This is a genomic window from Curtobacterium sp. NPDC088465, assembly GCF_044753165.1.
In the GTDB taxonomy this organism is placed as follows: domain Bacteria; phylum Actinomycetota; class Actinomycetes; order Actinomycetales; family Microbacteriaceae; genus Curtobacterium.
On sequence record NZ_JBIVMR010000001.1, the window covers coordinates 1,508,462 to 1,534,679 of the forward strand.

Below are 26,218 nucleotides of genomic sequence, written 5' to 3' on the forward strand. Positions count from 1 at the left end.
GGTTGGGTGGGGGCATGTCCAGTTCGCTCTCCGGTGACGACTCCCTGCACCTGCCCGAGTTCGACGCGCCTCCCGCGTCCCCGTTCGACGTCGCCCGAGCCTGGCTCGACGGCGCCGCGGAGCGCGAGGTGTCCGAGCCGATGTCGATGACCCTCGCGACCGCCGGCACCGACGGGCGGGTGTCCGCCCGCACCGTCGACGTGAAGCGGCTCGACGACCGCGGGCTGGTGTTCGGCACCTCGACCCTGAGCCCGAAGGGACGGCAGCTGGCGGACAACCCGCACGCGGCGCTGCAGGTGTACTGGCGCGAGAGCATGCAGCAGCTGCGCTTCGAGGGCCGGGCCGTGCAGCTGTCCGACGAGGAGTCCGACGCGCTGTTCGCCGACCGCTCGCCGAAGTCACGCGCCGCCACCGCGATCGCCGACCAGTCGGACGTGCTCGAACCGCGCACGCTGCAGGACCTGATCGACGACGCGAACGTGCTGCTCGACGAGAGCGACGACGACGTGCCGCGCCCCGAGGGCTGGGTGGCGTGGCGGCTCGAGCCCGACGTGGTGGAGTTCTGGCAGGGCAGCCGCGACCGGATGCACCGGCGGCTGCAGTACGTCCGCGCCGGTGACGGCTGGGACGTGGCGCGGCTGCAGCCGTAGCGCTGCGCGGTCGGCGCGGTCGGCCGCGGGCGCGGCTGGCGCGGCGGGGCCGGCGGCGCCCCGCACAACCGTGAGCACCTCGCGCCACGGAACCCCACGGCGCGACGTGCTCCGCGTTGTGCAGCGGCACGTCGAACCAGGACTCCGACATCGAACCAGCCGCCGGTGCTGGTTCGACGTCGGGAACGTGGTTCGACGCCGACGGCAGGGCCAGCGGTACCGTCGTCGGATGGGGACCACGCACGCGCTCACCGTCCGACCGGCCGACGTGCGAGACGCCGACGCGATCGCCGCCGTGCACGTGCAGGCGTGGCGCGAGGCCTACGCCCACCTCCTGCCGGCGGAGTTCCTCGCGGCCCTCGACGTCGATGCCCGCGCGGCACGATGGCGCGGGATCATCGCCGAGCCCGGTGTCGACGTGCTCGTCGCCACCGTCGGCGACGCGATCGTCGGCTGGGCGTCCGCGGGGCCCGGTCGCGGCGAGGCCCCGCGGGACCGCGAGCTCGAGGGCATCGACGTCCTCGCCGCGCAGCACGGAGCGGGCGTCGGACAGGCGTTGCTCGACGCCGCGATCGGCACCGCGCCCGCGTTCCTCTGGGTCGCCGACGGCAACGCGCGCGCCGAGGCCTTCTACCGCCGGAACGGCTTCGAGCGGGACGGCACCGTCAAGCACGAACCGATCGGCCCGCACGGGCTCGATGCGGTCCGGATGGTGCGCTGACCTCCCGCCCTCGACCGCGGCGCGGCTCGATCAGCACGCGGGCTGAGCGCCGGGTGGTCATCGTCCAGAGATCACCTGCGAGTGCGGAATCTGGAACATCACATGCTGTTCCCTGGACTCAGGAGCGCCGGACCAGCCGCCGCTCCCCGATCCCAGGAGGAACCATGACCACCTCGAAGCACCTGCTCGCCACCGCCGTCGCCACCTGCGCGCTGGGCGCAGCCCTCGTCGGCGGGACGTCCGTCGCGAACGCCGCGCCCGCGACACCGACCGACCCCGCTGCGAGCACGACGAGCGCCCCGGCTGCCGCCGCACAGGACCCCGGAGCGGGCGGCATCGCGGTCTCGCGCAACGCCGACGGCACGGAGGACGTCCGACCCATGACCGACGAGGAGCGCTCGGAGATGGACGGGAAGTGGTCCCCCGTGGATCGCTGAGCTGACCGGGTGCCGGTCGACCCGCCCGGGTCGACCGGCACCACCGCGCCCGCTGCCGTCAGAGCTTCTCGATCGGCGCGATCTTGATGAGCAACTTCTTGCGACCCGCGGCGTCGAAGGCGATCTCGGCGATGCGCTTCGCGCCCTGCCCGGTCACCGCGGACACCGTGCCCTCGCCGAAGTCGACGTGCTTGATGCGGTCTCCGGCGACGAGTTCCATGTCACCGTTGTCCCGGACCTGCCCGGACACCCGGTTCGCCCACTCGGTCTTCGGACGGGTCTTCGCCGCCGCGGCCGCACGGTCGTAGGAACCGCCGCCGAAGCCGCCACCGCCGCGGTAGCCACCGCCGCCCCCGCCGGCACCGCCGAAGCCACCCGGACCGCCACCGCGACGGGCGTTCAGCGCGCGCGGTTCGGTCCCCCCACGGCTGTTCGCCATGCCGGGCGACTGCTTCCACTCGATCAGTCCCTCGGGGATCTCCTGCAGGAAGCGGGACGGCATCGCCACGTTGACGTCGCCGAACTGCGCGCGGGTCATCGCCAGCGACAGGAAGAGCGACTTCTTCGCTCGGGTGATGCCGACGTAGAAGAGCCGGCGTTCCTCGGCGGGGCCGCCCGGCTCGTTCGCGGACATCCGGTGCGGCAGCAGGTCTTCCTCGACGCCGGTGAGGAACACCGCGTCGTACTCCAGGCCCTTCGCCGTGTGCAGCGTCATGAGCGACACGGTGCCGGACGAGTCGTCGAGCTCGTCGGCCGCTGCGACCAGGGAGACCTCGGTCAGGAAGTCGGACAGGGTGCCCTCGGGGTTGTTCTTCTGGAACTCCCGCGTCACCGCCACGAGCTCGTCGATGTTGTCCGCACGCGCCGCGTCCTGCGCGTCGGGCGACTTCCGCAGGTTCTCGAGCAGCCCGGAGCCGTCGAGCAGCTGCGTGAGCGTGTCGACCACCGGCTGGGTGGCGGCGCGCGAAGCGACGTCGTCGAGCAGCGCTGCGAACGACGTGATCGCGGTCCGCACCTTCGGCCCGAACCCGAGCTCGTCGGCGTGCCGCAGGGCGTCGCGCATCGAGGTCTCGTGCTCGTCGGCGTAGCGCTGCAGTGCCGTCTCCGTCACGGCACCGATGCCGCGCTTGGGCACGTTGAGGATGCGCCGGAGCGACAGCGGATCGGCCGGGTTGGCGACGGTGATCAGGTACGCCATGGCGTCCTTGATCTCCGCACGCTCGTAGAACTTCGTGCCGCCGAGCACCCGGTACGGGATCGCCGAGCGGATGAAGATCTCCTCGAGCGCACGCGTCTGCGAGTTGGTCCGGTAGAACACGGCCATGTCCCGGTACGACGTGCCCTCGTCGTGCAGGCGCTGGATCTCGTCGGCGACGAACTGCGCCTCGTCGTGGCCGGTGTACCCGGTGAAGCCGACGATCTTGTCGCCGGCCCCGACGTCGGTGAACAGGTTCTTCGCCTGGCGGTCGAAGTTGTTCGCGATGACGGCGTTCGCAGCGTCGAGGATCGTCTGCGTCGACCGGTAGTTCTGCTCGAGCAGGATCACCTTCGAGTTCGGGAAGTCCCGCTCGAACTCGACGATGTTCCGGATGTCCGCGCCGCGGAAGGCGTAGATCGACTGGTCCGAGTCACCGACGACGGTGAGCGATGCCGGGGCGATCGACCCGTCGGCCTCGCGCATCCGGGCGACGTGCTGTCCGGTGTCCTCCAGCTTGTCGACCTGCTCGACGGGCACCGGGCGGGTGAGCTCGCGGATCAGGGCGTACTGCGCGTGGTTGGTGTCCTGGTACTCGTCGACCAGGACGAACCGGAAGCGGCGCTGGTAGAGCGCGGCGACCTCGGGGAACGCGCGGAACAGGAAGACGGTCTGCCCGATCAGGTCGTCGAAGTCGAAGGCGTTCGCCCGGCGGAGCTCGTTCGTGTAGCGCCGGAACACCTCCGTGAACATGACCTCCTGCGGGTCGTTCACGTTGATGTTCCGGGCGTAGGTGTCGACGTCCTGCAGCTCGTTCTTGAGCTTCGAGATCTTCGACGCCGCGGCGCCGACGGTCAGCCCGAGGGAGTCCGCCTCGAGCTCCTTGATGATCCGCTTGAGGAGCGCACGGGAGTCCGCGGAGTCGTAGATCGTGAACGACTGCGGGAACCCGAAGCGCTCGGCCTCGCGCCGGAGGATCCGTACGCACGCCGAGTGGAACGTCGAGATCCACATGCCCTCGGCGGCCTGCCCGACCAGTGCCTGCACGCGCTCGCGCATCTCGGCGGCGGCCTTGTTCGTGAACGTGATGGCGAGGATCTGCGACGGCCAGGCCTCGCGGTTCGCCAGCAGCAGGGCGATGCGGCGGGTGAGCACGCTCGTCTTGCCCGATCCGGCACCCGCCACGATGAGCAGGGACTCGCCGCGGTACTCGACGGCTTCCTTCTGCTGGGGGTTGAGACCCGCCGTGAAGGGGTCGTCGTACCCGCCGGGGCGGTTGCCCGCGCCCGGCTCGGGGGACTGGTCGAAGGGGTCGAGCACGATCGTCATGACCGGGTCAGTCTAGGCGCGCCCTCCGACAGGCGCAGCGGCTGCGGTCCGTGGGCCGCGGGACACACTGCGACGCACCAGGACCGGGATCGGGTCCGACGGCGGACAGGCTGTCGGGCATGAGGACGTGGACCGCAGGTGACGCCCTCGAGCTCGTCGAGCGGAGCTGGGTCTGGATGTCGTTCGTCACGACGCCCGTGACGATCACGGTCGGGGCCGGCTGGTCCTTCCTCGCCGACGGCGGCATCGGGAGCCCCGAGGGCCCGCCCGCTCTCGCCCTCACGATCGTCCTCCTCGCCGTCGTCGCGGGGCTCGTGACGATCGGGGGCGGGGTCGTGGCGCTCCCCTGCACGTACGCACTCGGGTGGGCGCTCGCCCGGATCTCCGCCCGCCGCGGCGTGCACGTCGTCGCGCACGCACTGCTCGCCGGCGGCCTGGCGGCGCTCTGCGTGTGGGTGCTCGAGACGTACTGGTCCCACGCGTGGGCACCCCTCCCGGCCTTCCGCCTGCTCATCTCGGTCTCGGCTGCGGCCGCTGCTGCGATCGCCACCTGGCGGACCGTCCGCGCGACCGCGGCGGTGCAGCGACGTCGACTCCGCGGCGTGCGGACGTGCGGAGCTGACGGATCAGTCGGTGGCGCTCTCGACGAGTGACCGCGCCCGCACCGCCAGGTCCGGGTGGTCCGCGAACACCCCGTCCACCCCGGTCCGCACGACCGAGGTGAACCACCGCTCCCAGTCGCCGTGCGCTGCCACGTCGCCCCCGCGCCGCAGTGGCGCCGGCAGGAACCGGTTCTCCGGCCGGAGCGTCCACGTGTAGACGGCGAGCCCCGCAGCGTGTGCGCGCTCGACGATGACGCTCCGGACCGGGCGCGGGTCGTCGACGGCGACGCTGTCGACCCCCGCCATCAGGGTCTTCAGGTCGACGCTGATGCCGTGGAACTCCGCGGCGAACCCGGCCAGCGCGGCGTCCGTGCGCTCCGACGCCCACGAGGGAGCCGCCGATCCGTGGGCGGCGACCTCGTCCGCGGCACTGCCACGGGCCTCCTGGAGGTACACGAGCCGACCACCCGTCCCCCGTGCGCCGAGCTGACGGAGCACCGTCTTCTCGAACGACTCGATCGTCAGCCGGTCGTCGCCACGCCACCCGGCGTCCCCGAGCGTGTCGTCGAGCAGCTGCGCCATCGGGAAGCCGGCCTGCTCGAAGAAGTGCGCGTGCTTGACCTCGGCGACGAGCCCGACCGGGCGTGGAGCCGCGTCGAGGATGCCGAGCAGGTCCTCGAGTCGCAGGACGCCGTCCTCGCCGTCGTGCGCCGCCGACGCCGGACGCAGCTGGGGAAGGCGCTCCCGGACCCGGAGCGTCCGCAGCTCGTCCCACGTGAAGTCCTCGGTGAACCAGCCCGTCACGCTCTGGCCGTCGACGGTCTTCGTCGTCCGCAGGTGTGCGAACTCGGGGTGGTCGGCGACGTCCGTCGTGCCGGACACCTCGTTCTCGTGCCGCAGCACGAGCACGCCGTCCTTCGTCGGCACGAGGTCCGGCTCGATCGCGTCGGCACCGAGGCCGACGGCCAGTTCGTAGGCACTCCGGGAGTGCTCCGGTCGGTGGCCGGAGGCGCCACGGTGGGCGATCACACGGGTCATGCGCCGAACCGTAGCCGCTCGACCCTGCCCGCAGGTGTCCTCACGGTGTGCCTGTGGACACATCCGTTCAGCCGTCGCCCCTCGTTCCCAGGCCGCCCGCGGAGGGTCGCTCCGTGACCGTCCGACACCTCTCCACCGCCGTCGAGGCCCGCATCGACCGCGCGGCCCGCCGCCTGCTCGACGCCGGGCACCAGCCGCACCGCCCGGGCCGTCTCGCCCTCACCGAGTTCCTGGTGTTCGGCGCGAAGCAGGCGTGGGCGTGCACGTTCGGGGCGCTGCTCCTCGCGACGATGGTCGTGGTGCACCTGACCGTGCCTCCCGGGGCCCGGAACGACGTCCTCACGATGTCCGCGGCGGCGATCCAGGTCGCGATGCTCGTGTTCGGCCTCGAGACGGTCCGGGAGCTCCGGGTGGTGCTGGTCTTCCACGTGGTCGGCACGGTTATGGAGGTCTTCAAGACCCACGTCGGGTCGTGGGAGTACGCGGGCGACGGCTGGCTCGTGGTGGCGGGCGTGCCGCTCTTCTCCGGGTTCATGTACGGCGCGGTCGGGTCGTACATGGTCCGGGTCGTGCGGCTGTTCGACCTGCGCTTCGACCGGTACCCGCGGCAGTGGTCGCTCGTGCTCGTCGCGGCGGGCATCTACGCGAACTTCTTCGGGCACCACTTCGTGTGGGACGCGCGGTACGTGCTGCTCGCCCTGGTCGTGGCCCTGTTCGCACGCACCACGATGCACGTCCGCGTGCACCGCGCGACGCTGCGGATGCCGGTCCTGCTCGCGATGGCGCTCGTCGCGCTGTTCATCTGGCTGGCCGAGAACGTCGCGACCTGGGCCGGCGCCTGGTCCTACCCGGCGCAGGCGGGAGCGTGGCAGCCGGTCGCGCCGACGAAGGTCGTCGCCTGGCTGCTGCTCATGGTCGTCTCGGTCGCGCTGATCTCGTGGCTGTACCCGCAGGTCCGGTCGGCTCCGGCGGTCACCGACCGACGACGTGCGGGCACCGACCGACCGGGAGGCACGTCCCGACACCGCCCCGCAGGCGCCCGTCCGGCGGTCGGCCAGCTCACGACGAGCTCGGGGCAGCCACGCAGACCGCGACCGTAGGCTCCCGGTGTCGGGACCACCGGGTCCCGCTTCCGCTCGCCGCGAATCCTCAGCCTTCCGCGACGGGGCGCCCCTAGGCTGAGAGGACGTAAATCTCCGAGGAAGAGGACACCATGGCCTTCAAGCCCGGTTTCGACCAGTCCCCCGCCTTCAACGACCAGGGCCGTGGCGCCTGGGGCGCCGGCGCTGGTCAGCAGCAGGCGGGCTGGGGACGCACCCCACAGCAGGGACAGTACCCGCAGCAGGGCGGCATGACGCCCGAGCAGCTGCAGTACATGTACGACCGCCCGACGGCGAGCCCGGTCGACACCGACCGCATGTCGTACGAAGACACCATCGTCAAGACGCTGCTCGCGTTCGGCGTGCTCCTCGTCGGCGCCGTCGCCGGCTGGAACCTGCCGCCGATCGTCTGGATCGTCGGCGCGATCGTCGGGTTCGTGCTCGCGCTCGTCAACACGTTCAAGAAGAAGCCGTCACCGGGGCTCGTCCTGGCGTACGCGTTCTTCGAGGGCCTGTTCGTCGGCGGCATCTCGGCGATGTTCAACAGCCAGTTCGACGGCATCGTCACGCAGGCCGTGTTCGGCACCCTCGGTGTCTTCGCGGTCACGCTGCTGCTCTTCACGTCCGGCAAGGTGCGTGCGACGCCGAAGGCGACCCGGTTCTTCCTCGTCGCGATGGTCGGCTACCTGGTCTTCTCGCTCGTGAACCTCGTGCTCATGTGGACCGGCGTGACGAACTCCGCGTTCGGTCTCCGGAGCTTCGAGATCTTCGGCATCCCGCTGGGCGTCATCATCGGCATCTTCGTGGTGCTCATGGCGGCGTACTCGCTGGTGCTCGACTTCGACCAGATCAAGACCGGCGTCCAGCGCGGCGCTCCCCGCATCTACGCCTGGACCGCGGCGTTCGGCCTCATCGTCACCCTGGTGTGGCTGTACATCGAGATCCTGCGCATCCTCGCGATCCTGGCGAGCAACCGCGAGTAGCTCGCACCTGATCGACACGAAGGGCCCCGGCACACGCCGGGGCCCTTCGTCGTGTGTCGGGAGGTCGGCGCCCGCCCCGACATGTTCTCGTCGCATGACATGCCGCTCACCTCTCGCACGAGCGGCATGTCGTGCGACCGGCACGTCCGCTGGCGGCACGTCGCGCGACCGGGGCGGACCAACCGGGCGACCCGGACGGGCTGAGAGCGGCACGGACACACGGCGAGGGCCCGGCACGCAGTGCGTACCGGGCCCTCGGGGCGTCAGGGAGTGGTCACTCCCACTCGATCGTCCCCGGCGGCTTCGACGTGACGTCGAGCACGACGCGGTTCACGTCGGGGACCTCGTTCGTGATGCGGTTCGAGATCTTCGCCAGGGTGTCGTACGGCAGGCGCGTCCAGTCGGCGGTCATGGCGTCCTCCGACGAGACCGGACGGAGCACGATCGGGTGGCCGTAGGTACGACCGTCACCCTGGACGCCCACGGAACGGACGTCGGCGAGCAGGACGACCGGGCACTGCCAGATCTCCTCGTCGAGGCCGGCCGCGGTGAGCTCCTCGCGCGCGATCTTGTCCGCGGCCCGGAGCAGCTCGAGGCGGTCCTTCGTGACCTCGCCGACGATGCGGATGCCGAGCCCGGGGCCGGGGAACGGCTGGCGGCCGACGATGACCTCGGGCAGCCCGAGCTCGCGGCCGACGGCCCGCACCTCGTCCTTGAAGAGGGTGCGCAGCGGCTCGACGAGCTCGAACGTCATGTCCTCGGGCAGGCCGCCGACGTTGTGGTGCGACTTGATGTTCGCGGTGCCGGATCCGCCGCCGGACTCGACCACGTCGGGGTAGAGCGTGCCCTGGACGAGGAACTTGACCTCTCCGGCGTCGTCGTCGCCGCGCGCCTCGAGCACGAGGGCCTCGGCCGCCGCCTCGAACGTGCGGATGAACTCGCGCCCGATGATCTTGCGCTTCTGCTCGGGGTCGCTGACGCCGGCGAGGGCGTCGAGGAACTGCTGCTCGGCGTCGACCGTGACCAGGCGGACACCGGTCGAGGCGACGTAGTCCTCCTCCACCTGCTTGCGCTCGTCGGCGCGCAGGAGCCCGTGGTCCACGAAGACGCAGGTGAGCTGGTCACCGACGGCCCTGTGCACCAGGGCCGCGGCGACGGCGGAGTCGACACCGCCCGAGAGCCCGGCGATGACGCGTGCCGAGCCCACCTGCGCGCGGATCCGCTCGACCTGCTCCTCGATGACGTTCGCGGAGTTCCAGTCACCGGGGAGGCCTGCGGCGCGGTGCAGGAAGTTCTCGAGCACGGCCTGGCCGTACGCGGAGTGCTTCACCTCGGGGTGCCACTGCACGCCGTAGAGCTTGCGCTCGTCGGAGGCGAACGCGGCGACCGGGGTCGAGGCGCTCGACGCGAGGACCGCGAAGCCCTCCGGCGCCTTCGCCACGGAGTCGCCGTGCGACATCCACGTGACCTGGGACTCGGGCTGGTCACCGAGCAGCACGCTGTCGGTGCCCGACACGGTCACGTCGGTGGCGCCGTACTCGCGGAGGCCGGTGTGCGCGACCTCACCGCCGAGCGACTTCGCCATGGCCTGGAAGCCGTAGCAGATGCCGAGCACGGGCACGCCGAGGTCGAGGATCTCACCGTCGAGGGACGGCGCACCGTCCTCGTACACGGACGACGGACCACCGGAGAGCACGATGGCCGCCGGGTCCTTCTCGCGGACCTCGTCCGCCGTGATCGAGTGCGGGACGATCTCGCTGTAGACGTTCGCCTCACGCACGCGCCGTGCGATCAGCTGGGCGTACTGCGCGCCGAAGTCGACGACCAGGACGGGGCGCTGTTCGGTCTCGCTCACCGAGCGGCCTCCTTCTCACGCTGCTGGGCAGCGGTCAGCTCGTGGTAGGTGTCCATGGCCTTCTGCTGCATGCGGTGCTCCACCACGAAGGACATGAACGGGATGATGCCGCCGAGGGCGATGAGCAGGAAGCGCGACGGCCTCCAGCGCATGATGCTCCACAGGCGGAAGTCCGTGAACAGGTACAGCACGTAGAGCCAGCCGTGCGCGATGAGGATCGCGATCGACAGGTTGAACGTGCCGGGTGCTTCGCCCGCGGTGCCGTTCGGCACGAAGAACGGGCCGTTGCCGAGCTGCATCTCGAGCTGCAGCGGCGTGTACTTGATGACGACCTCGATCACGAGCGCGAGCAGCAGCACGCCGGTGATGTACGCGGAGACGCGGTACCACTTCACCGCGCCCGGGATCTTCGGGATGTCACGCGTGCGGACGGTCAGGGCCATGGGTCGATCCTACCGGTGCGACCGGGCGGGCTCGGCGGGCTCCCCCGGGCTCCCGGCGGCGTCGGTGTCCGCGGCTGCGGCCCCGCGGGCGTCCTCCTGCTCGCGCTCCCAGGCGTCCTTCACGAACCGGTACCAGAGGAACACGGCGAACCCGGCGAACACGACCCACTCGATCGCGTAGAAGAGGTTGAGCCAGTCGAAGCGGACCTCGCGCGTCGGAGCACGGTCGGCGATGGTGCCGAGGTCGGCGGCCTTCGCGGTGGTGCCGTCGGCGACGACGTACCCGATGTACATCCGGTCGTCGAAGGCCTTCCAGGTGTTCACGAACCGGGCCGGGGCCACGGCCGAGTACTCACCCTTGCTGTAGGCGTCCTGGTCCGGGGACTCTGCCGGGTAGTAGCGCCCCTGCACCGTGAGCTCCTGGCCGTCGGTGAGGCGCTCGCCGCCGGCCTCGGCCTGTCGCCGCTGGTCGGACCAGCCGATCACGACCGGCAGGCTCGCACCGGTCTCCGTGTCGACGAGGTGTCCGATCGCCTGGTAGGTGCCGCCGCCGGACCGCCCGGTCAGGATCGTCGTGTCACCCGCGACGAACGTGCCCGTGACGGAGATGCGCTGCCCGGCGATGGACTCCGACGCCGCACGGCCGGGCTCGGTGACGTCGTCGAGGGCCTTGCGGGTCTCGGTCGTCGCCGGCAGGGGCTTGCCGTTCGCGATGCTCCGCTCGAGCTGCCACTTGCCGAGGCCCGCGAAGGTCCCGGCGAGCACGAGCGCCAGCAGGAGCAGTGCGATCCACCTCGGTCGTCGGGCTACGGCCCACATCTGTATCAGTACTCCGGATCGCGCTGGCGGACCGGGCGCTTCGGGCGCTCGGCAGGGATGTCCACCGGCGACGTCACGGGTTCGCTCGTCGTCGGCTCCGGTGACCCATTCTCGCGCTCTTCCCTGCCCGCAGCCTCCACGAGGGCGAACTCCTCGGCGAACTGGCGGTCCCGCTCGGCACGACGCGCGGCGGCCGCCGCGTCCTGGTCGGCGACGCCGGCCTCGGCGGCGGTGTCGATCGCCTCGTCGAGGGCCGGCCCGGCCGGGATCCCGACACCGGCAGCGCCGGCAGCGCCGTCCGTTCCCGATCGGCCCGTGCCGCGGCCGAGCCGGTCGCGCAGGCGCTGGCGCAGCCGCGCCACCCGGGCGGGACGCACCACGAGGCGGCCGATCCGGTCCGAGTTGACGGCGAGCAGCGGACCCAGGACGGCCATCACGAGGACGTAGAGGCCCGCGAAGGCGGTGATCCGCGCCTCCAGGCCGGCGGCAGCCGACAGCGTCGCGAGGATCAGCGCGAACTCGCCGCGGTTGACCAGGATCACCGCGGTGTTGATCCCCTGCTGGACGTTGAAGCCGTTCATGCGGGCGACGAGCTGCCCGGCGACGGCGTTCAGCACGATGGTCATGCCGATCGCGCCGAGGACGGGCCAGAGCACCTCGCCGAAGGTCGACAGGTCGAGTCCGAGGCCGAAGTTCACGAAGAAGAACGCCGCGAACACGTCGCGCATCGGGAGCGCCAGCTGCTCGATGCGGTCGCGGTACCGGGTCGCACCGCAGAGCAGGCCGATCACGAACGCACCGATGGCGTCGGTCACGCCGAGCAGGTCACCGATGCCGCCGAACATCACCGCCAGCCCGAAGAACAGCACCGTGAACAGCTCGTCGTCGCGGGTGGCGAAGATCTTCGACACCCACTTGCCGGCGAACCGGGCGAGCGTGAACATGACGATGAGGAAGCCGAACGCGAGCGCGAGCTTGCCGACCACGGCCCAGAGGTTCGTGTCGCCGGAGAGCACCACGGAGACGATCGCCAGGTAGATGGCGATGAAGACGTCCTCGATGACGGTGACGCCCAGGATCATCGGGGTCTCGTCGTTCGCCAGGCGCCGCAGCTCGATGAGCAGCTTCGTGACGATCGCACTCGACGACGTGGCCGTCATGCCCGCGATGATCAGGGCCTCTCGCGTGCCCCAGCCGAGCGAGAACCCGAAGGCGAACCCGACGCCCATGTTGATGGCGACGTACGTGCCGCCGGAGACCAGGAGCTTCCCGGCGTTGCCGTAGAACTCCTCCTGGTCGAACTCCAGCCCGAGGTTGAAGAGCAGGAGGATGAGCCCGAAGGTCGCGATGAGCTCGATCGTGTGCGACTCGACGTTGAGGCCGATCCACGGGGTGTGCGGGCTCGCGATGAGCCCGACCACCATGTAGATCGGGATGGCGGGCAGACCGATCGTCTTGCCCAGGCGCCCGAGCACGTAGGCGATGACGAAGAGCACACCGATGGTGAGCAGTTCGCCGCCGAGGTGCACGGGTCAGCTCCCGGGCGGCGCCTCGGCGGCAGCCGCCGCCAGCTGTCCGCTGCGGTAGAAGGAGAACGCCTTGGCGACCTTCTCGGGAGCGCCGGCGACGACGATGGTGTCACCGGGGAACACGACGAAGTCCGGCGAGGGAGCGGGGTTGGCGCTGTCGCCGCGGACCACGGCGACGACGGTCAGGCCGATGAAGCCCGAGTCGTGCAGGTCGCCGAGGGGCTTGCCGGCGATGGCGTCCTCGTAGTCGACGCTGAACCAGTCGATCGACAGGCCGGGGATCTCGTCGAGCTTGTCGAGGCCCTCGGTGATCCGGGTACCGCCGAGCAGTTCGGCGAGGGTGTGCGCCTCGTCCTCGCTCAGGCGGAGCGAGACCTTCTCCGACTTGTCCGCGCCGTCGGAGACGTCGGCGAACGAGATGAGGTCGGAGTGCCCCGACCGGTGCGTGATGACACCGCACTTGCCACCGTCGTCGGTGTAGAAGCTGTGCAGCACGCCGACTCCGGGGAGTTTGACGCGATGGACGTCGACCATGATGGCTCCCTTGGTGAGTACCCCGATGATAACCACCGGGTGCGGCGGCCCATTCCACGGGTCATCCGGTCGGTGGACGCGTGCCGGTCCGACCCGTCGCTAGCCTCGCCGCATGGGGAACACCGGGGGCCGTGCCCGCATCGTCGTCGCCGTCGTCGGGGTGGTGGTCGTCGCGGCCTACGCGGCACTGCTGGCCGTGAACGCACTCGTGCTCGACCCGCTCGGCGCGGTACCGGGGCGCTCGCTCGAGCAGATCTACGCGCGGGTCGACGTGGGCAACGACGTGGCGCAGGACGTCGTCGGCGTGCTCGTCGTCGCGGGCATCGGCGTGGGACTGGCGCTCACCGCAGCGGTCGTCGGACTCGCGTCGCGGCTGCCGGCGACGACGATCGCGGTGCTGCACCTCGGCGTCCTCGCTGCGGGCGCCCTCGCGACGTTCCAGTCGGGCTTCTGGCTCGGCATGGACGTCGCCGACTCGTGGCCGACCGACGGCGCCGCGCACACGATCTGGTCCGGCGTGCTGTACCTGACGAGCACGGCGGCGCTCATCGCGATCCCGGTCGTCCTCGTCGGCACCGCCGTCCGGACCCGCACCCGCAACACGCAACGTCGGCGACAGCTCGCAGCGGAGTAGCGCTGCGCGGAACCGCCGAGGTTGCGTTTCGCGGGAGGGACGCGGCGAGGCGACGGACGGGAGGCGCGTGGCGGGGCCGCCACGCGCCTCCCGTCCGGTGACCTACCGCGGTTCGCTCGTCTTCTCGCCCTCGACCTGCTCGTCCGTCGCCTTCGCGCCGTCGGCACCGCTCGACCGGCCACCGCCGACCACCACGTCGTCCTCGTCGAAGCCGAACGCGATGTCCGGCGCCTCGAGGCGCACCCGGTCGGCCGACTCGTCGTCGGGCTGCAGCTGCGACTCGCGCTCGGCGGCGACGCGCTTCAGGTAGTTCGACACCTCGTGCTCGGTCGTCTCCTGGTCCCACCCGAGCACGCCGGCCATGAGCTTCGCGGCGACCGGGGCCGCCTCTTCTCCGCGGTCCCACGCCTCGATCGAGATGCGGGTGCGGCGAGCGAGGACGTCCTCCAGGTGCAGGGCGCCCTCGTGCGAGGCCGCGTAGACGACCTCGGCACCGATGTAGTCGTCCGCCTGCGGCAGCGGCTCGGCGAGCGACGGGTCCTGCTCGACGAGCTGCAGCACCTCGGTGGCCTGGGTTCCGTACCGGTTGAGCAGGTGCTCGATCCGGACCTTGTGCACGCCGAACTGCCGAGCGGTGCGCCCGCGACGGTTCCAGGCCGCCGGGTAGCCCTCGGCACCGACCAGCGGGATGTCCTCGGTCGTCGACGCCGGGATCTTGCCGTCCATCGCCGCGACCGCCTCGTCGATGGCGTCCTTGCCCATCACGCGGTAGGTCGTCCACTTGCCGCCCGCGACCACGACCAGGCCCGGAGCGGTGTGCGCGACGACGTGCTCACGGCTGAGCTGCGACGTCTGGTCCGACTCGCCCGCGAGCAGCGGTCGGAGGCCGGCGTAGACGCCCTCGACGTCCTCGCGGGTGAGCGGCACCGCGAGGACCTTGTTCACGTGCTCGAGGATGTAGTCGATGTCCGCCGCGGTCGCCGCCGGGTGCGCCTTGTCGAGGTTCCAGTCGGTGTCCGTCGTGCCGACGAGCCAGTGCCGGCCCCACGGGATGACGAAGAGCACGCTCTTCTCGGTGCGGAGGATCATGCCGGTGTTCGACTGGAAGCGGTCGCGCGGGATCACGAGGTGCACGCCCTTCGACGCCCGCACCTTGAACTGCCCGCGGGTGCCGACCATCGCCTGGGTGTCGTCGGTCCAGACGCCCGTCGCGTTCACGACCTGCTTCGCCCGGATGTCGAACTTCTCGCCCGTCTGGATGTCGTGCGCGTGCGCCCCGACCACCCGCTCCCCGACCTTGATGAACCCCTCGATGCGGACCCGGCTCGCCGCGTGCGCGCCGTACGACGCTGCGGTGCGCACGAGCGACGCGACGTAGCGGGCGTCGTCGACCTGGGCGTCGTAGTAGGTCATGCCGCCGACGAAGGCGTCCTTCTTCAGGCCCGGCATGTTCTTGAGGACCTGCTTGCGGCTGAGGTGCCGGTGGTGCGGGACCCCGGGCGGACGACCGCCGGACCAGCTGAAGACGTCGTACATCGCCATGCCGATGCCGATGTAGAAGCGCTCCCACACGCGGTGGTTGAGCGGGTAGAGGAAGCGAACGGGCTTCACCAGGTGCGGAGCGATGCGCTGCAGCAGCAGGCCGCGTTCGATCAGGGCCTCGCGGACGAGCGCGAAGTTCAGCTGCTCGAGGTAGCGGATGCCGCCGTGCACGAGCTTCGACGAGCGGCTCGACGTCCCCGAGCCCCAGTCGCGGGCCTCGACGATGCCGACGCTCAGGCCGCGGGTGACGGCGTCGAGCGCGCTGCCACCGCCGACGATGCCGCCGCCGACCACCAGGACGTCGAGCTCCCGGGTCTTCATCGCCTCGATCGCGGCGGCGCGCTCCTCCGGACCGAGCTTGGCCGCCGGGTCGAAGCCGACGCTCGCGCTCGGTGCCGTGGCATGCCGGGCGTCCTCGACGGTGCTCTCGGCACCTGCGCTCGTCGCGTCCGTGCTGGTCTGCGTGGTGCTGCTGGCTGGCTTGGCCATCGTCGCCTCCGTGCGGGTTGCGCGCACGGAGCCGGCCTCCGCGCACGGGAGCGCCGAGGCGTCACCCGTGCGGGAGCACGGGTGCCACCGTCACTGCTGGTGGTACGGCGCCACGACCACTTCTACTCGCTGGAACTCCTTGACGTCGGAGTATCCGGTGGTGGCCATCGACCGACGCAGCGCACCGACCAGGTTCGCGCGGCCGTCCCACGACGGCGTCGGCCCGTTCAGCACGTTCTCGAGCGGGGCGATCTGCCCGACCTCGACCCGACGACCGCGGGGCAGCTCGGCGTGGTGTGCCTCGGCACCCCAGTGGAAGCCACCACCCGGGGCCTCGGTCGCGCGGGCCAGTGCGGTGCCGAGCATGACGGCGTCCGCGCCGACGGCGATCGCCTTGACGATGTCACCGGCGGTGTCGAGCCCGCCGTCCGCGATGACGTGCACGTAGCGGCCGCCGGACTCGTCCATGTAGTCGCGTCGGGCACCGGCGACGTCGGCCACCGCGGTCGCCATCGGTGCGTGGATGCCGAGGGCGGCGCGGGTCGTCGAGGCCGCCCCGCCGCCGAAGCCGACGAGCACGCCCGCGGCACCGGTGCGCATGAGGTGCAGCGCCGACGTGTACGTCGAGGCACCGCCCACGATGACCGGCACGTCGAGCTCGTAGATGAACTTCTTGAGGTTGAGCGGCTCCTGGTTCTGGGAGACGTGCTCCGCCGAGACCGTCGTGCCGCGGATGACGAACAGGTCGACACCGGCGTCGACGACCGTCTGCGAGAACTCCTGCGTGCGCTGCGGGCTGAGCGAACCGGCGACCGGCACCCCGGCGGCACGGATCTCGGCAAGGCGCGCGGTGATCAGCTCGGCCTTGACCGGCTCGGAGTAGATCTCCTGCATGCGCTTCGTGACGTTGCCGTCCGTGAGGGTCTTGATCTCCTCGTAGTACGGCGTCGGGTCCTCGTACCGGGTCCACAGGCCCTCGAGGTCGAGCACGCCCAGGATCCCGAGCTCGCCCATCTGGATGACCGTCGCCGGCGAGGACACCGAGTCCATCGGCGCCGAGAGGATCGGCGACGCGAAGGTGAACGCGTCGATCGACCACTGCACGCTCACGTCGTGCGGGTCGCGGGTGCGCCGCGAGGGGACCACCGCGATGTCGTCGAACGCGTACGCCCGACGGCCGCGCTTGCCTGCACCGATCTCGACTTCAGTCACCGGGCAAGCCTAGCGGGCGGGGTCCCGGAGTGGGACGGGTGGACGGTGCAGGGCGACGCCGTACCGGTGGGGGCACGGTGCTGGGGCTGGTGCGGGTGCTGGGGCTGGTGCGGGTGCTGGTGCTGGTGCTGGTGCTGCTCAGCGTCGCGGTCGTGTCCGTCGCTTCCGCAGGGCCCGGAGGACCAGGCCGAGCAGGAGCGCGAGCACGACGAGGACCGCGAGCAGGGCGGCGGCGACCTTGACCAGCAGTGCGGCGCCCACGAAGAGCACGGCGAAGACGACCCAGACGAGGGCGTCGAGCACGAGGGGGCCGGGGGTCCGCACGTGCGTCACGCTAGCCGACGGACGGGGAGCCGGCGTGCGCGGGCCGGGCCGGCGGGGCGGGGGTGGGTCGCGCCTCCCGGCCGAGCCGGACGCAGGTGGCGGCGGCGAGACGCCGGACGCCGAGACGCCTCGGTCGACGCGAGACGCCGGACGCCGGCGTCGACGCGAGACGCACCCGGATCCGGCGGCGTCTCGGTGGGTCCGCGGCGTCTCGCTGACACGCCGGCGTCTCGGCGCGACGACCACGACGACCGCGACGACCACGACGACCACCACGACCGCCACGTCCGCGACGACCACGGCGCCGCCCCGGGCCTGACGACGCCCGGGCGTGAGGACGGGGCCGCGCGGCGCATCAGCAGCCTGCGCGGCCCCGTCGGGGTCGCGGGTACCACCCCCACAGCAGTACCCGCGGGTCGACCCCGCTCAGCGAGCGGAGTCGACGTCCTTGGCGAGCGTCCCCAGGTAGAGCTCGATGACCTTCGGGTCGTCGGCGAGCTCACGCCCGGTGCCCGAGTACGCGTTCCTCCCCTGGTCGAGCACGTACCCACGATCGCAGATCTGCAGACAGCGTCGCGCGTTCTGCTCGACCATGATGATCGACACCCCGGCCTTGTTGATCCGGCGCGTGCGGATGAAGGTCTCGTCCTGGCGCACCGGCGACAGGCCCGCGGAGGGCTCGTCGAGCAGCAGCACCTTCGGGTCCATCATCAGCGCGCGGGCCATCGCGACCGACTGCCGCTCACCTCCCGACAGCGAGCCCGCCCGCTGCGTCCGCCGCTGGCCGAGGACCGGGAACAGGTCGTAGATGACCTCGAGCCGCTCGGCGAACTTCTTCGGGCGCAGGTACAGGCCCATCTGCAGGTTCTCCTCGATCGAGAGCGAGGGGAACACGTTGTTCGTCTGCGGCACGAAGCCGACGCCGGCCTGGACGAGCTTGTTCGCCTTGAGGTTCGTGATGTCCTCGCCCTGCAGGGAGACCGAGCCCTCGCGGATCGACACCAGGCCGAACAGCGCCTTGAGGAGCGTCGACTTGCCGGCACCGTTCGGACCGATGATGCCGATGAGCTCGCCCGGGTAGCAGTCGAGGTCGCAGCCGTTGAGGATGTTCACGCCCGGCAGGTACCCCGCGACGAGGTTCTTCGCGGTCAGGACGGGCTCGCCGCGGTCGATCGTCGCGGTTGCGCTCGTCGCGCTCGTCGCACCCGTCGTCGGACTGGAGGCGCGGCCCGCGTCAGCTGCGTTCGTTGCGTCGGTCATCGGGTCGCCTCCTGCTCGTCCTGCTTGCGGTCGTCCGCCTTCGGGTGGTCGTCCGCTGCTTCCTCTTCGGCCACCTCGTCGGCCAGCTCCTCGTAGGTCTCCTCGGTGAGGAGCGAGTCGTCGCCCAGGTCGGTGTCGTGGTGCGCACCGAGGTACGCGTCGATGACGGCGCGGTCGTCCATCACCGTGTCGGCCGGGCCCTCGGCGACGACCTTGCCCTCGGCCATCACGACCACCCAGTCGGAGATGTGCCGGACCATGTGCATGTCGTGCTCCACGAAGAGCACGGTCATGCCGTCGTCGCGCAGCGACTGGATGTGTCCGAGCAGCGACTGGGTGAGCGCGGGGTTCACGCCCGCCATCGGCTCGTCGAGCATGATCATCGTCGGGTCGGACATCAGTGCGCGGGCCATCTCGAGGAGCTTCCGCTGCCCGCCCGACAGGGAACCTGCGTAGTCGTCCTGCTTCTCGAGGAGCTTGAAGCGGGCGAGCAGGTCCTCGGCCTTGGCGGTGATCTCGCGCTCGCGCTTCCGCCACAGCGCCGGGACGAGGCCGACGAAGAAGTTCTCGCCCGGCTGGTCGCGGGCGCCGAGCAGCATGTTCTGCATCACGGTGAGGCGGCTCAGCGCCTTCGTGAGCTGGAACGTGCGGACCATGCCCTTGTTGGCGATGTGCGTCGCGCTCGTCTTCTGCAGCGTGTCGCCGTTGAAGCGGGTCGTCGCGCCGGGGCTCGGCTTGTCGAAGCCGGTCAGCAGGTTGAAGAACGTCGTCTTGCCGGCGCCGTTCGGGCCGATCAGGGCGGTGATGGTGCCGCGCTGCACCTCGAGGTGGTCGACGTCGACCGCGGTCATGCCGCCGAAGTGCCGGGTGACGCCGTCGACCGTCAGGATCGGGTCGGACTTCGTGTGGGTGTAGGTCTCAGACACTGAACGACAGCTCCTTCTTGTTGCCCAGGAGTCCCTGTGGCCGGAACACGATGAGGAGCATGAGCGCGACGCCGACGAGCACGTAGGAGAACTGCTCCGCCTGCTGCGCGTTCATGATCGAGTCGGGGATGAAGTCCCCGGCGAGGGTGCGGACGAAGAGCCGCACGACGAAGAACAGGATCGCCCCGAGCACCGGACCGAACACGGTCGCGGCACCGCCGAGGATCAGCGCGGTCCAGATGAAGAACGTCATGGAACGGCCCATCGCGTCCGGCTGCACGGAACTCGGCAGCACGTAGATCACCCCGGCGAGCGCACCGAGCGCGCCGCCGAACACGAGCGCCTGCATCTTGTACGAGTAGACGTTCTTGCCGAGGGACCGCACGGCGTCCTCGTCCTCGCGGATGGCCTTCACGACGCGACCCCACGGGCTGCGCATGAGCAGGAAGAGCACGAGGGTGAAGAGCGCCACGAGGCCCCAGGCCGCGATGCGGATCCACCAACCGTTGACGCCGTTGTTCGAGTACGTGAACCACAGGATGCTCGTGGTGCCGTCGGGCAGCGGGCTGAGGGCGTTGAACGGGTCGCGGTAGCTCGACCCGGCGATGCCGTTCGAGCCGCCGGTGGTGTTCGTCAGCAGGCTGGAGCGTCCGACCATGCGGATGATCTCGGCGCCGGAGATCGTCACGATCGCCAGGTAGTCGCCGCGCAACCGCAGGGTCGGGATGCCGAGGATGACCGCGAACACGATCGCGACCGCCAGGGCGACGAGCACCGCCATGACGAAGGGCAGGCCGTTCGTGATCGAGATCGCGAAGCCGTAGGCGCCGAGCAGCAGGAACGCCGCCTGGCCCATGTTGATCAGTCCGGTCAGACCGAAGTGCACGTTGAGGCCGATCGCGGCCAGGGCGAACGCCGCCGTGGTGGGGGCGAGGGCCTCCTGCGTCAGCGAGGACAGCAGGTTCAGGATGTAGTCCATGTCGGTGCTCCCTTAGCCGATGCGCTCGGCGCGACCGAAGATGCCCTGCGGCCGGAACAGCAGGATGAGGATGAGGATCACGAGGGCCGTGGCGTACTTGAAGTCACCCGGCAGCACGAGGTTCGTGAGCTCGACGACGATGCCGATGATCATCGAGCCGACGAGGGCGCCGTACGCGGTGCCGAGACCGCCGAGCGTGACGGACGCGAACATGAGCAGCAGCAGCTGGAGGCCGGTCTGCCAGTTCACGCCGTTGAGCACCAGGCCGAGCATCACGCCGGACAGGCCCGCGAGGCCGGCGGCGAGCGTCCACACGAAGCGGATGACGCGGTCGACGTCGATGCCGGACGCCGCGGCGAGTGCCGGGTTGTCCGACACGGCGCGGGTGGCACGGCCGAAGCGGGTCTTGGCCAGGAACAGGCCGGTGCCGACGAGGACGACGAGCGCGATGCCCATCGCGACGTAGGACTGCACGGTCAGCGTGAGGCCGGCGAAGGTCACCGTCTCGGGGTTGCCCTGCTGGATGCGGACGGTCGAGGCGCCGAAGAAGTACTGGAAGGCGTACTGCGCGGCGATCGACAGACCGATCGTGACGATCATGAGCTGGGTGAGGCTGATCCGACGGCGGCGCAGTGGCCTCCAGATCGCGGCGTCCTGCAGGTACCCGGTCGCCGCACAGAGCAGCGTGACGACGATGCCGGTCACCCAGATGTTCCAGCCGAGCTGGTTCGCGAAGACGTAGGCGAGGAGACCGCCGAGGGTCACCTGCTCACCGTGCGAGAAGCTCGACAGGCCGGTGGTGCCGTAGATGAGCGACAGGCCGACCGACGCGAGGGCGATGAGGAGCCCGAGCCGGATGCCCGACGCGAGCTGCTGCCAGGCGCGTGCGGCGCTGACGCTGCTCGTGTCGTCGCTGGTGGTGGCGCCCTGCTGGTCGGACAGCTGGAAGATCTGGCCGACGTTGGCGTTGAGCGTGGCGTTCACCTTGCGCTCGGCGTCGGCGGCGTTCGTCAGGTACTGCCCCTTCGGCAGCGAGTCCTGGTCGACGCTGACGGTGTACTGCCCCGCCGTGGTCACGGACACCGACCAGCGACCGGTGTCGTCGGTGGTCGCCGTCTGCGCGAACCCGCCGGCCCCGGCGACGTTCACGTCGATCCCGGTCGCGGGCTTCCGCTCGGAGTCGAGGATGGTGCCCCGGATGCAGCCGTTCGTGGGGCTGACCGTGCAGGGGCCGGAGCTCGCCGGTGCGCCGGTGCTCGGGCTGCTGCTGGCGGAGGGACTGCTCGTCGCCGCGTCGGCTGCGGGCGACACTGCCCAGTCGACCGCGAAGGTGGCGAGGAAAGCGAGGAAGAGTACTGCGGCGAGGACCAGGCGGTTGCGACCTGGTGCCCCACGGCGGAATCGGCGCATGAGCGCTGACCCCGGCGGAGTGATGGAACCCACGGATGAGCCTCTCGTTCGGATAGTCGAGGACCATAGGGATTTTTTGTGTCCCCCGTGTTTCCAGCACGTCTCCTGCACAAATCGTGCTGCATTCGTGACCGAGACCCCGTCGATCCGCGGAAATCCGCCCGTCCAGCCGGTACAGGACTCTCAGGAACGGGTCGTCGGACCGCTGTCGGTCCGCGCGCGGCGCCCGCCGTGCCCGGACGGTCGGGGGACGACGGAATGGCGGGAGTGTCCCGCGCGTTACCATGGCCCATCGGGAACCCGACGACGCGCCCCGGTGCCACCACTTCACCTCGCCCACGAAGGGGAACCATGGACCAGCCGGATCCGTTCGGATTCATCGGACTCACGTACGACGACGTCATGCTCCTGCCCGGGCACACCGACGTCATCCCGAGCGAGGCGTCCACGACGTCCCGGCTCACGAAGCGCATCGACGTGCACGTCCCGCTGCTGTCGGCGGCGATGGACACCGTGACCGAGGCGCGCATGGCGATCGCGATGGCCCGTCAGGGCGGCATCGGCATCCTCCACCGCAACATGTCCATCGCGGACCAGGCCGCGTACGTCGACAAGGTCAAGCGGTCCGAGTCCGGCATGATCACCAACCCCGTGACGACGACCCCGGACGCGACCGTGGCCGAGGTCGACGCCGTCTGCGGGCAGTTCCGCGTCTCCGGGCTGCCGGTCGTCGAGTCGGACGGCACCCTCGTCGGCATCATCACGAACCGTGACATGCGCTTCGTCGCACCGTTCGAGACGGCGACCACCCTCGTCCGCGACGTCATGACCAAGGCGCCCCTCATCACCGCGCCGGAGGGCATCGACCCCGAGGACGCGGTCGCGATCTTCGCGCAGCACAAGATCGAGAAGCTCCCGCTCGTCGACGCCGACGGCAAGCTCCGCGGCCTCATCACCGTCAAGGACTTCGACAAGAGCGAGAAGTACCCGGACGCCACGAAGGACGACGAGGGCCGCCTGCGCGTCGGCGCCGCGATCGGCTTCTTCGGCGACGCCTGGCAGCGCGCCGAGGCCCTGCGCGACGCGGGCGTGGACGTGCTCGTCGTCGACACCGCCAACGGCGAGAGCGAGGGCGTGCTCGACATGGTCCGCCGCCTGAAGGCCGACCCGTCGTTCGCCGGCATCGACGTCATCGGCGGCAACGTGGCGACCCGACAGGGCGCGCAGGCGCTCATCGACGCCGGCGTGGACGCCGTCAAGGTCGGCGTCGGGCCGGGCTCGATCTGCACCACCCGCGTGGTCGCCGGCGTCGGCGTCCCGCAGGTCACCGCCGTGTACGAGGCGTCGCTCGCCGCGCGTGAGGCCGGCGTGCCGGTCATCGCCGACGGCGGTCTGCAGTACTCGGGCGACATCGCGAAGGCCCTGGTCGCCGGCGCTGACACCGTCATGCTCGGGTCGCTCCTCGCGGGCACCGACGAGAGCCCGGGCGAGCTCGTCTTCGTCGGCGGCAAGCAGTACAAGGCGTACCGCGGGATGGGCTCCCTCGGCGCACTGCAGACCCGCGGCGAGAAGACCTCGTACTCGAAGGACCGCTACTTCCAGGCCGACGTCCCCTCGGACGAGAAGCTCATCCCCGAGGGCATCGAGGGCCAGGTCCCCTACCGCGGCTCGGTGGCGAACGCCGTCTACCAGCTCGTCGGCGGACTGCGGCAGTCGATGTTCTACGTCGGTGGCCGCACGGTGCCGGAGCTCAAGGCCCGCGGCAAGTTCGTCCGCATCACCGCGGCCGGGCTCAAGGAGTCCCACCCGCACGACATCAAGATGGTCGTCGAGGCCCCGAACTACCGCGGCTGACCCCGGACTCCTCCCCTCCCGCGCTTCTGCGCGAGACGCCCCCGTTGCGTCGAGACGCCGCCGAATCCGGCGGCGTCTCGGCGATCCGGGGGCGTTTCACGTTGACGGTGGCGTCTCGCTCGCTCCTGCACCGAGGGTGACGGCCGGGAGGCCCTCCACAACGCACGCTGTCGCCGCTCTTCCGCCACGTGGTCACGCGAGACTGCCGCGCATGTCAGTCACGCCGTCTCCCGTCCTCGCCGGTCGTCCGGCGGACCTCCGCGACCCGGTGCGCCTGTTCCACGGCGCGGCGGTCGAGCGCGAGGCGTGGGACGGTCTGGACGAACGTGGACGCCGGCGACTCGTGGTGCGCACCCGGGCCGCGGCGCTGCACCGTCCAGCGGTCGTCTCGCACCGGTCCGCCGGGGCGCTGTGGGGCTTCCCCGAACTCGGGCGCTGGGACTGGCGCCTGCACGTGATCGACCCTGCGCTCCGGAAGACGCACGTCGGCCGAGGCGTCGTGCGGCACACCGGTGACCTGTCGGAGGGCGACGTCGCCGATGCAGCCGGGGTCCCGGTCACGTGCCTGCTCCGGACGGTGGTCGACATCGTGCACGTCGCACCCCTGGCACACGCGGTCCTCGTGCTCGACCACGTGCTGCACGACGGGGCCGCGTCGCTCCCGGACCTCGAGCGTGCTCTCGCGGCCCGTGCGGGGACACGTGGTTCGCGTGTGGCCCGGACGGCGCTCGAGTTCGCGGACGGCGCCACCGAGTCCCCGGGCGAATCGGTCAGCAGGGTGGCGATGCGGGAACTCCGAGTCGCTCCACCGGTACTGCAGCGGGAGTTCGACACCGACGCCGGACGCTTCCGGGTGGACTTCTGGTGGCCTGACGCCGGCGTCGTCGGCGAGTTCGACGGCCGGGTCAAGTACGACGACCGTGAGGCCTTGTGGACGGAGAAGCGCCGCGAGGACGCACTGCGACGACTACCCGAGGTGAGGGGCTTCGCACGGTGGGGCATGCGCGAAGCGCTCGACCCGGGGCTCCTGGCGCCCGTGCTGCTCGCGGCGGGCCTCCCGCTCGGGCGCGGCTGGGCCGAGCGGTCGCGGTGATCGAGTCCCTCGGCGCTCCGTCGCCGAGACGCCACCGTCTGGAGGGCGTTGTGGCTCCTCGAGACGCCGGTGTCCACCCGAGACGCCGCCGAACTGCCGAGACACCGTCGGATTCGCGGGCGTCTCAGCGTGTTCAGGGCGTCTCAGCGTGTTCAGGGCGTCTCGAGCCAACGACGGCGTCCCGGGCCGCGACGGGGAGCCGCCCCCGCCGCCTACGCGCTCCGCCAGTCGTCGGAGGTGATGTGGCTGCCGCCGTGGGGGCCCATCTGGAGCATGCCGCCGTCGACGGGCAGGGACACCCCCGTGATGTACGACGATGCCGGCGACGCCAGGAACGCCACCGCGGCTGCGATCTCCCACGCGTTGCCCGGCCGGCCGAGCGGGACCCCCGGCCGGGAGATCGTGTGCGGGTCCTCGTCCTCGGCACCGGTCATCCGGGTCGCGATCTCGCCCGGCGCGACGGCGTTGGCCGTGATCCCGGACGGAGCGAGCTCGATCGCGATCGTCTTCAGGAGCCCACCGAGCCCGTGCTTCGCTGCGTCGTACGCGCTCGACCCGTACCGGGGCTGGTGCTCGTGGACGCTCGTGATGCCGATGATCCGCCCGCCGGTGCCCTGTCCGACCATGTGCCGCGCTGCTGCCTGGATCGTGACGAACGCCCCGTCGAGGTCGGTGGCGACGGTGTGCCGCCACTGCTCGAGCGTGATGTCCAGGAACGGCGCGTTGTCGCCCGTGCCCGCATCGGCGACGATCACGTCCACGCCGCCGAGCTGCGCCACGAGGCGATCGATCACGGCGCCCGCCTGGTCGAGCTGCGTCACGTCGATCTGCTCGACGAAGGCCTGCCGTCCGGCCTGTCGGACCTCGGCGGCGGTCTCCTCGGCGCGCTCGGGCTCAGACAGGTAGGTGATGCCGACGTCCATACCGGCGGCAGCGAGCGCCACCGCGGTGGCCTTGCCGATGCCGGACTCGGCGCCGGTGACGATCGCGCGCGTGGGACGGAAGGTGGTGGTGGAAGCTGCGTCGCTCATGGGCCGGACCGTACGCGCGACCGCCGCAGTGCTCCCCCGGGTCCGCGCCCCCTGCACAGAACGACGCGGACGAGCCCGCGCGGGAGCGCTCCAGCCGATCCCGAACGGTCCGCACGGGCCTCGGCGAGCGCGAGGACCGTCCGGACGGACTCCTCATCAGGGGTTCCCGTGCACCTCCTCAGTTTCGTCACGGGTGTGTAACGAAACGTCCAGGTGATGATCTCGGACA

General features: G+C 70.9%; 24 protein-coding genes. 9 read left to right on the forward strand and 15 right to left on the reverse strand.

The genetic code is table 11. The annotated features are described in order from the left end of the window. Positions 1-14: 14 nt before the first annotated feature. The 3 genes from ACIP6W_RS07165 (at position 15) to ACIP6W_RS07175 (ending at position 1,808) form a co-directional block, all read left to right on the forward strand. Positions 15-650, forward strand: coding sequence for a pyridoxal 5'-phosphate synthase (locus ACIP6W_RS07165; protein ID WP_066656890.1), 636 nt, complete (start codon positions 15-17; stop codon positions 648-650). 229 nt (positions 651-879) lie between these two features. Further along, positions 880-1,371: a GNAT family N-acetyltransferase gene (locus tag ACIP6W_RS07170; protein WP_251160923.1), complete on the forward strand. Its 492-nt coding sequence runs from the start codon at positions 880-882 to the stop codon at positions 1,369-1,371. Between the two features lie 164 nt (positions 1,372-1,535). After that, a complete protein-coding gene (locus tag ACIP6W_RS07175) occupies positions 1,536-1,808 on the forward strand; it encodes a hypothetical protein (protein WP_251160922.1) in 273 nt (90 codons plus the stop codon). A 58-nt stretch (positions 1,809-1,866) separates the two neighbouring features. Here ACIP6W_RS07175 and ACIP6W_RS07180 read toward each other — a convergent pair whose 3' ends face one another. Next, positions 1,867-4,332 (reverse strand): ATP-dependent helicase, encoded by a 2,466-nt coding sequence (locus tag ACIP6W_RS07180; RefSeq protein WP_066656896.1) that lies wholly within the window; start codon positions 4,330-4,332, stop codon positions 1,867-1,869. A 119-nt stretch (positions 4,333-4,451) separates the two neighbouring features. Between ACIP6W_RS07180 and ACIP6W_RS07185 the strand changes: the two genes are divergently transcribed. Further along, positions 4,452-4,985 carry a hypothetical protein gene (locus ACIP6W_RS07185; RefSeq protein ID WP_251160921.1) on the forward strand — a complete coding sequence of 178 codons (534 nt, stop codon included), beginning with the start codon at positions 4,452-4,454 and terminating at the stop codon, positions 4,983-4,985. On the opposite strand, the gene ACIP6W_RS07190 is transcribed toward ACIP6W_RS07185, so the two are convergent. Continuing rightward, a complete protein-coding gene (locus ACIP6W_RS07190; RefSeq protein ID WP_271826375.1) occupies positions 4,959-5,972 on the reverse strand; it encodes a glycerophosphodiester phosphodiesterase family protein in 1,014 nt (337 codons plus the stop codon). The two genes, ACIP6W_RS07185 and ACIP6W_RS07190, sit on opposite strands and share 27 nt — an antisense overlap. Positions 5,973-6,085: 113 nt before the next feature. On the opposite strand from ACIP6W_RS07190, the gene ACIP6W_RS07195 reads away from it, so the two are divergent. Continuing rightward, entirely contained in the window at positions 6,086-7,072 is a 987-nt protein-coding gene (locus ACIP6W_RS07195) for a DUF817 domain-containing protein (RefSeq protein WP_251160919.1), read from the forward strand. Positions 7,073-7,185: 113 nt separating this feature from the next. After that, on the forward strand, positions 7,186-8,055 hold the full coding sequence (locus ACIP6W_RS07200) for a Bax inhibitor-1/YccA family protein (protein WP_209685315.1): 870 nt from the start codon (positions 7,186-7,188) through the stop codon (positions 8,053-8,055). Between the two features lie 274 nt (positions 8,056-8,329). Here ACIP6W_RS07200 and guaA read toward each other — a convergent pair whose 3' ends face one another. Genes guaA through ACIP6W_RS07225 form a run of 5 tightly spaced genes read right to left on the reverse strand, consistent with a single transcriptional unit; the run spans position 8,330 to position 13,235 of the window. After that, positions 8,330-9,910 carry a glutamine-hydrolyzing GMP synthase gene (guaA, locus tag ACIP6W_RS07205; protein ID WP_066656912.1) on the reverse strand — a complete coding sequence of 527 codons (1,581 nt, stop codon included), beginning with the start codon at positions 9,908-9,910 and terminating at the stop codon, positions 8,330-8,332. Then, on the reverse strand, positions 9,907-10,353 hold the full coding sequence (locus ACIP6W_RS07210; RefSeq protein ID WP_066656914.1) for a DUF3817 domain-containing protein: 447 nt from the start codon (positions 10,351-10,353) through the stop codon (positions 9,907-9,909). Before ACIP6W_RS07210 ends, guaA begins: the two co-directional genes overlap by 4 nt. A gap of 9 nt (positions 10,354-10,362) precedes the next feature. After that, complete coding sequence (locus tag ACIP6W_RS07215; protein WP_400428841.1) at positions 10,363-11,172, reverse strand: SURF1 family cytochrome oxidase biogenesis protein; 810 nt, start codon at positions 11,170-11,172, stop codon at positions 10,363-10,365. Between the two features lie 5 nt (positions 11,173-11,177). Then, a complete protein-coding gene (locus tag ACIP6W_RS07220) occupies positions 11,178-12,701 on the reverse strand; it encodes a cation:proton antiporter (protein ID WP_209685311.1) in 1,524 nt (507 codons plus the stop codon). 3 nt (positions 12,702-12,704) lie between these two features. Beyond that, complete coding sequence (locus tag ACIP6W_RS07225) at positions 12,705-13,235, reverse strand: cation:proton antiporter regulatory subunit (protein ID WP_058728934.1); 531 nt, start codon at positions 13,233-13,235, stop codon at positions 12,705-12,707. A gap of 112 nt (positions 13,236-13,347) precedes the next feature. Between ACIP6W_RS07225 and ACIP6W_RS07230 the strand changes: the two genes are divergently transcribed. Then, a complete protein-coding gene (locus tag ACIP6W_RS07230) occupies positions 13,348-13,869 on the forward strand; it encodes a hypothetical protein (protein ID WP_400428843.1) in 522 nt (173 codons plus the stop codon). A 102-nt stretch (positions 13,870-13,971) separates the two neighbouring features. Here the strand turns inward: ACIP6W_RS07230 and ACIP6W_RS07235 are convergent, their stop codons facing one another. The 7 genes from ACIP6W_RS07235 to ACIP6W_RS07265 all read right to left on the reverse strand — a co-directional run bounded on the left by ACIP6W_RS07235 (position 13,972) and on the right by ACIP6W_RS07265 (position 22,044). After that, a complete protein-coding gene (locus ACIP6W_RS07235) occupies positions 13,972-15,732 on the reverse strand; it encodes a glycerol-3-phosphate dehydrogenase/oxidase (protein ID WP_245172357.1) in 1,761 nt (586 codons plus the stop codon). A 258-nt stretch (positions 15,733-15,990) separates the two neighbouring features. After that, positions 15,991-17,112: a GuaB3 family IMP dehydrogenase-related protein gene (locus tag ACIP6W_RS07240; RefSeq protein ID WP_066656924.1), complete on the reverse strand. Its 1,122-nt coding sequence runs from the start codon at positions 17,110-17,112 to the stop codon at positions 15,991-15,993. Positions 17,113-17,250: 138 nt separating this feature from the next. Beyond that, entirely contained in the window at positions 17,251-17,436 is a 186-nt protein-coding gene (locus ACIP6W_RS07245; protein WP_144411388.1) for a hypothetical protein, read from the reverse strand. A gap of 426 nt (positions 17,437-17,862) precedes the next feature. After that, positions 17,863-18,696: an ABC transporter ATP-binding protein gene (locus tag ACIP6W_RS07250; protein WP_245172344.1), complete on the reverse strand. Its 834-nt coding sequence runs from the start codon at positions 18,694-18,696 to the stop codon at positions 17,863-17,865. After that, positions 18,693-19,622: an ABC transporter ATP-binding protein gene (locus tag ACIP6W_RS07255; protein WP_066656931.1), complete on the reverse strand. Its 930-nt coding sequence runs from the start codon at positions 19,620-19,622 to the stop codon at positions 18,693-18,695. The genes ACIP6W_RS07250 and ACIP6W_RS07255 overlap by 4 nt, the downstream gene beginning before the upstream one ends. Continuing rightward, a complete protein-coding gene (locus ACIP6W_RS07260; RefSeq protein ID WP_066656933.1) occupies positions 19,615-20,601 on the reverse strand; it encodes a branched-chain amino acid ABC transporter permease in 987 nt (328 codons plus the stop codon). The genes ACIP6W_RS07255 and ACIP6W_RS07260 overlap by 8 nt, the downstream gene beginning before the upstream one ends. Before the next feature lie 12 nt (positions 20,602-20,613). Next, positions 20,614-22,044 (reverse strand): branched-chain amino acid ABC transporter permease, encoded by a 1,431-nt coding sequence (locus ACIP6W_RS07265; protein ID WP_400428845.1) that lies wholly within the window; start codon positions 22,042-22,044, stop codon positions 20,614-20,616. Between the two features lie 318 nt (positions 22,045-22,362). Between ACIP6W_RS07265 and guaB the strand changes: the two genes are divergently transcribed. Both guaB and ACIP6W_RS07275 read left to right on the forward strand, forming a co-directional pair. Continuing rightward, on the forward strand, positions 22,363-23,865 hold the full coding sequence (gene guaB, locus ACIP6W_RS07270; RefSeq protein WP_066656935.1) for an IMP dehydrogenase: 1,503 nt from the start codon (positions 22,363-22,365) through the stop codon (positions 23,863-23,865). Positions 23,866-24,076: 211 nt separating this feature from the next. After that, on the forward strand, positions 24,077-24,958 hold the full coding sequence (locus tag ACIP6W_RS07275) for a hypothetical protein (RefSeq protein ID WP_400428847.1): 882 nt from the start codon (positions 24,077-24,079) through the stop codon (positions 24,956-24,958). Positions 24,959-25,170: 212 nt separating this feature from the next. Here ACIP6W_RS07275 and ACIP6W_RS07280 read toward each other — a convergent pair whose 3' ends face one another. Continuing rightward, a complete protein-coding gene (locus tag ACIP6W_RS07280) occupies positions 25,171-25,989 on the reverse strand; it encodes an SDR family oxidoreductase (protein ID WP_251155210.1) in 819 nt (272 codons plus the stop codon). Positions 25,990-26,218 lie beyond the last annotated feature (229 nt).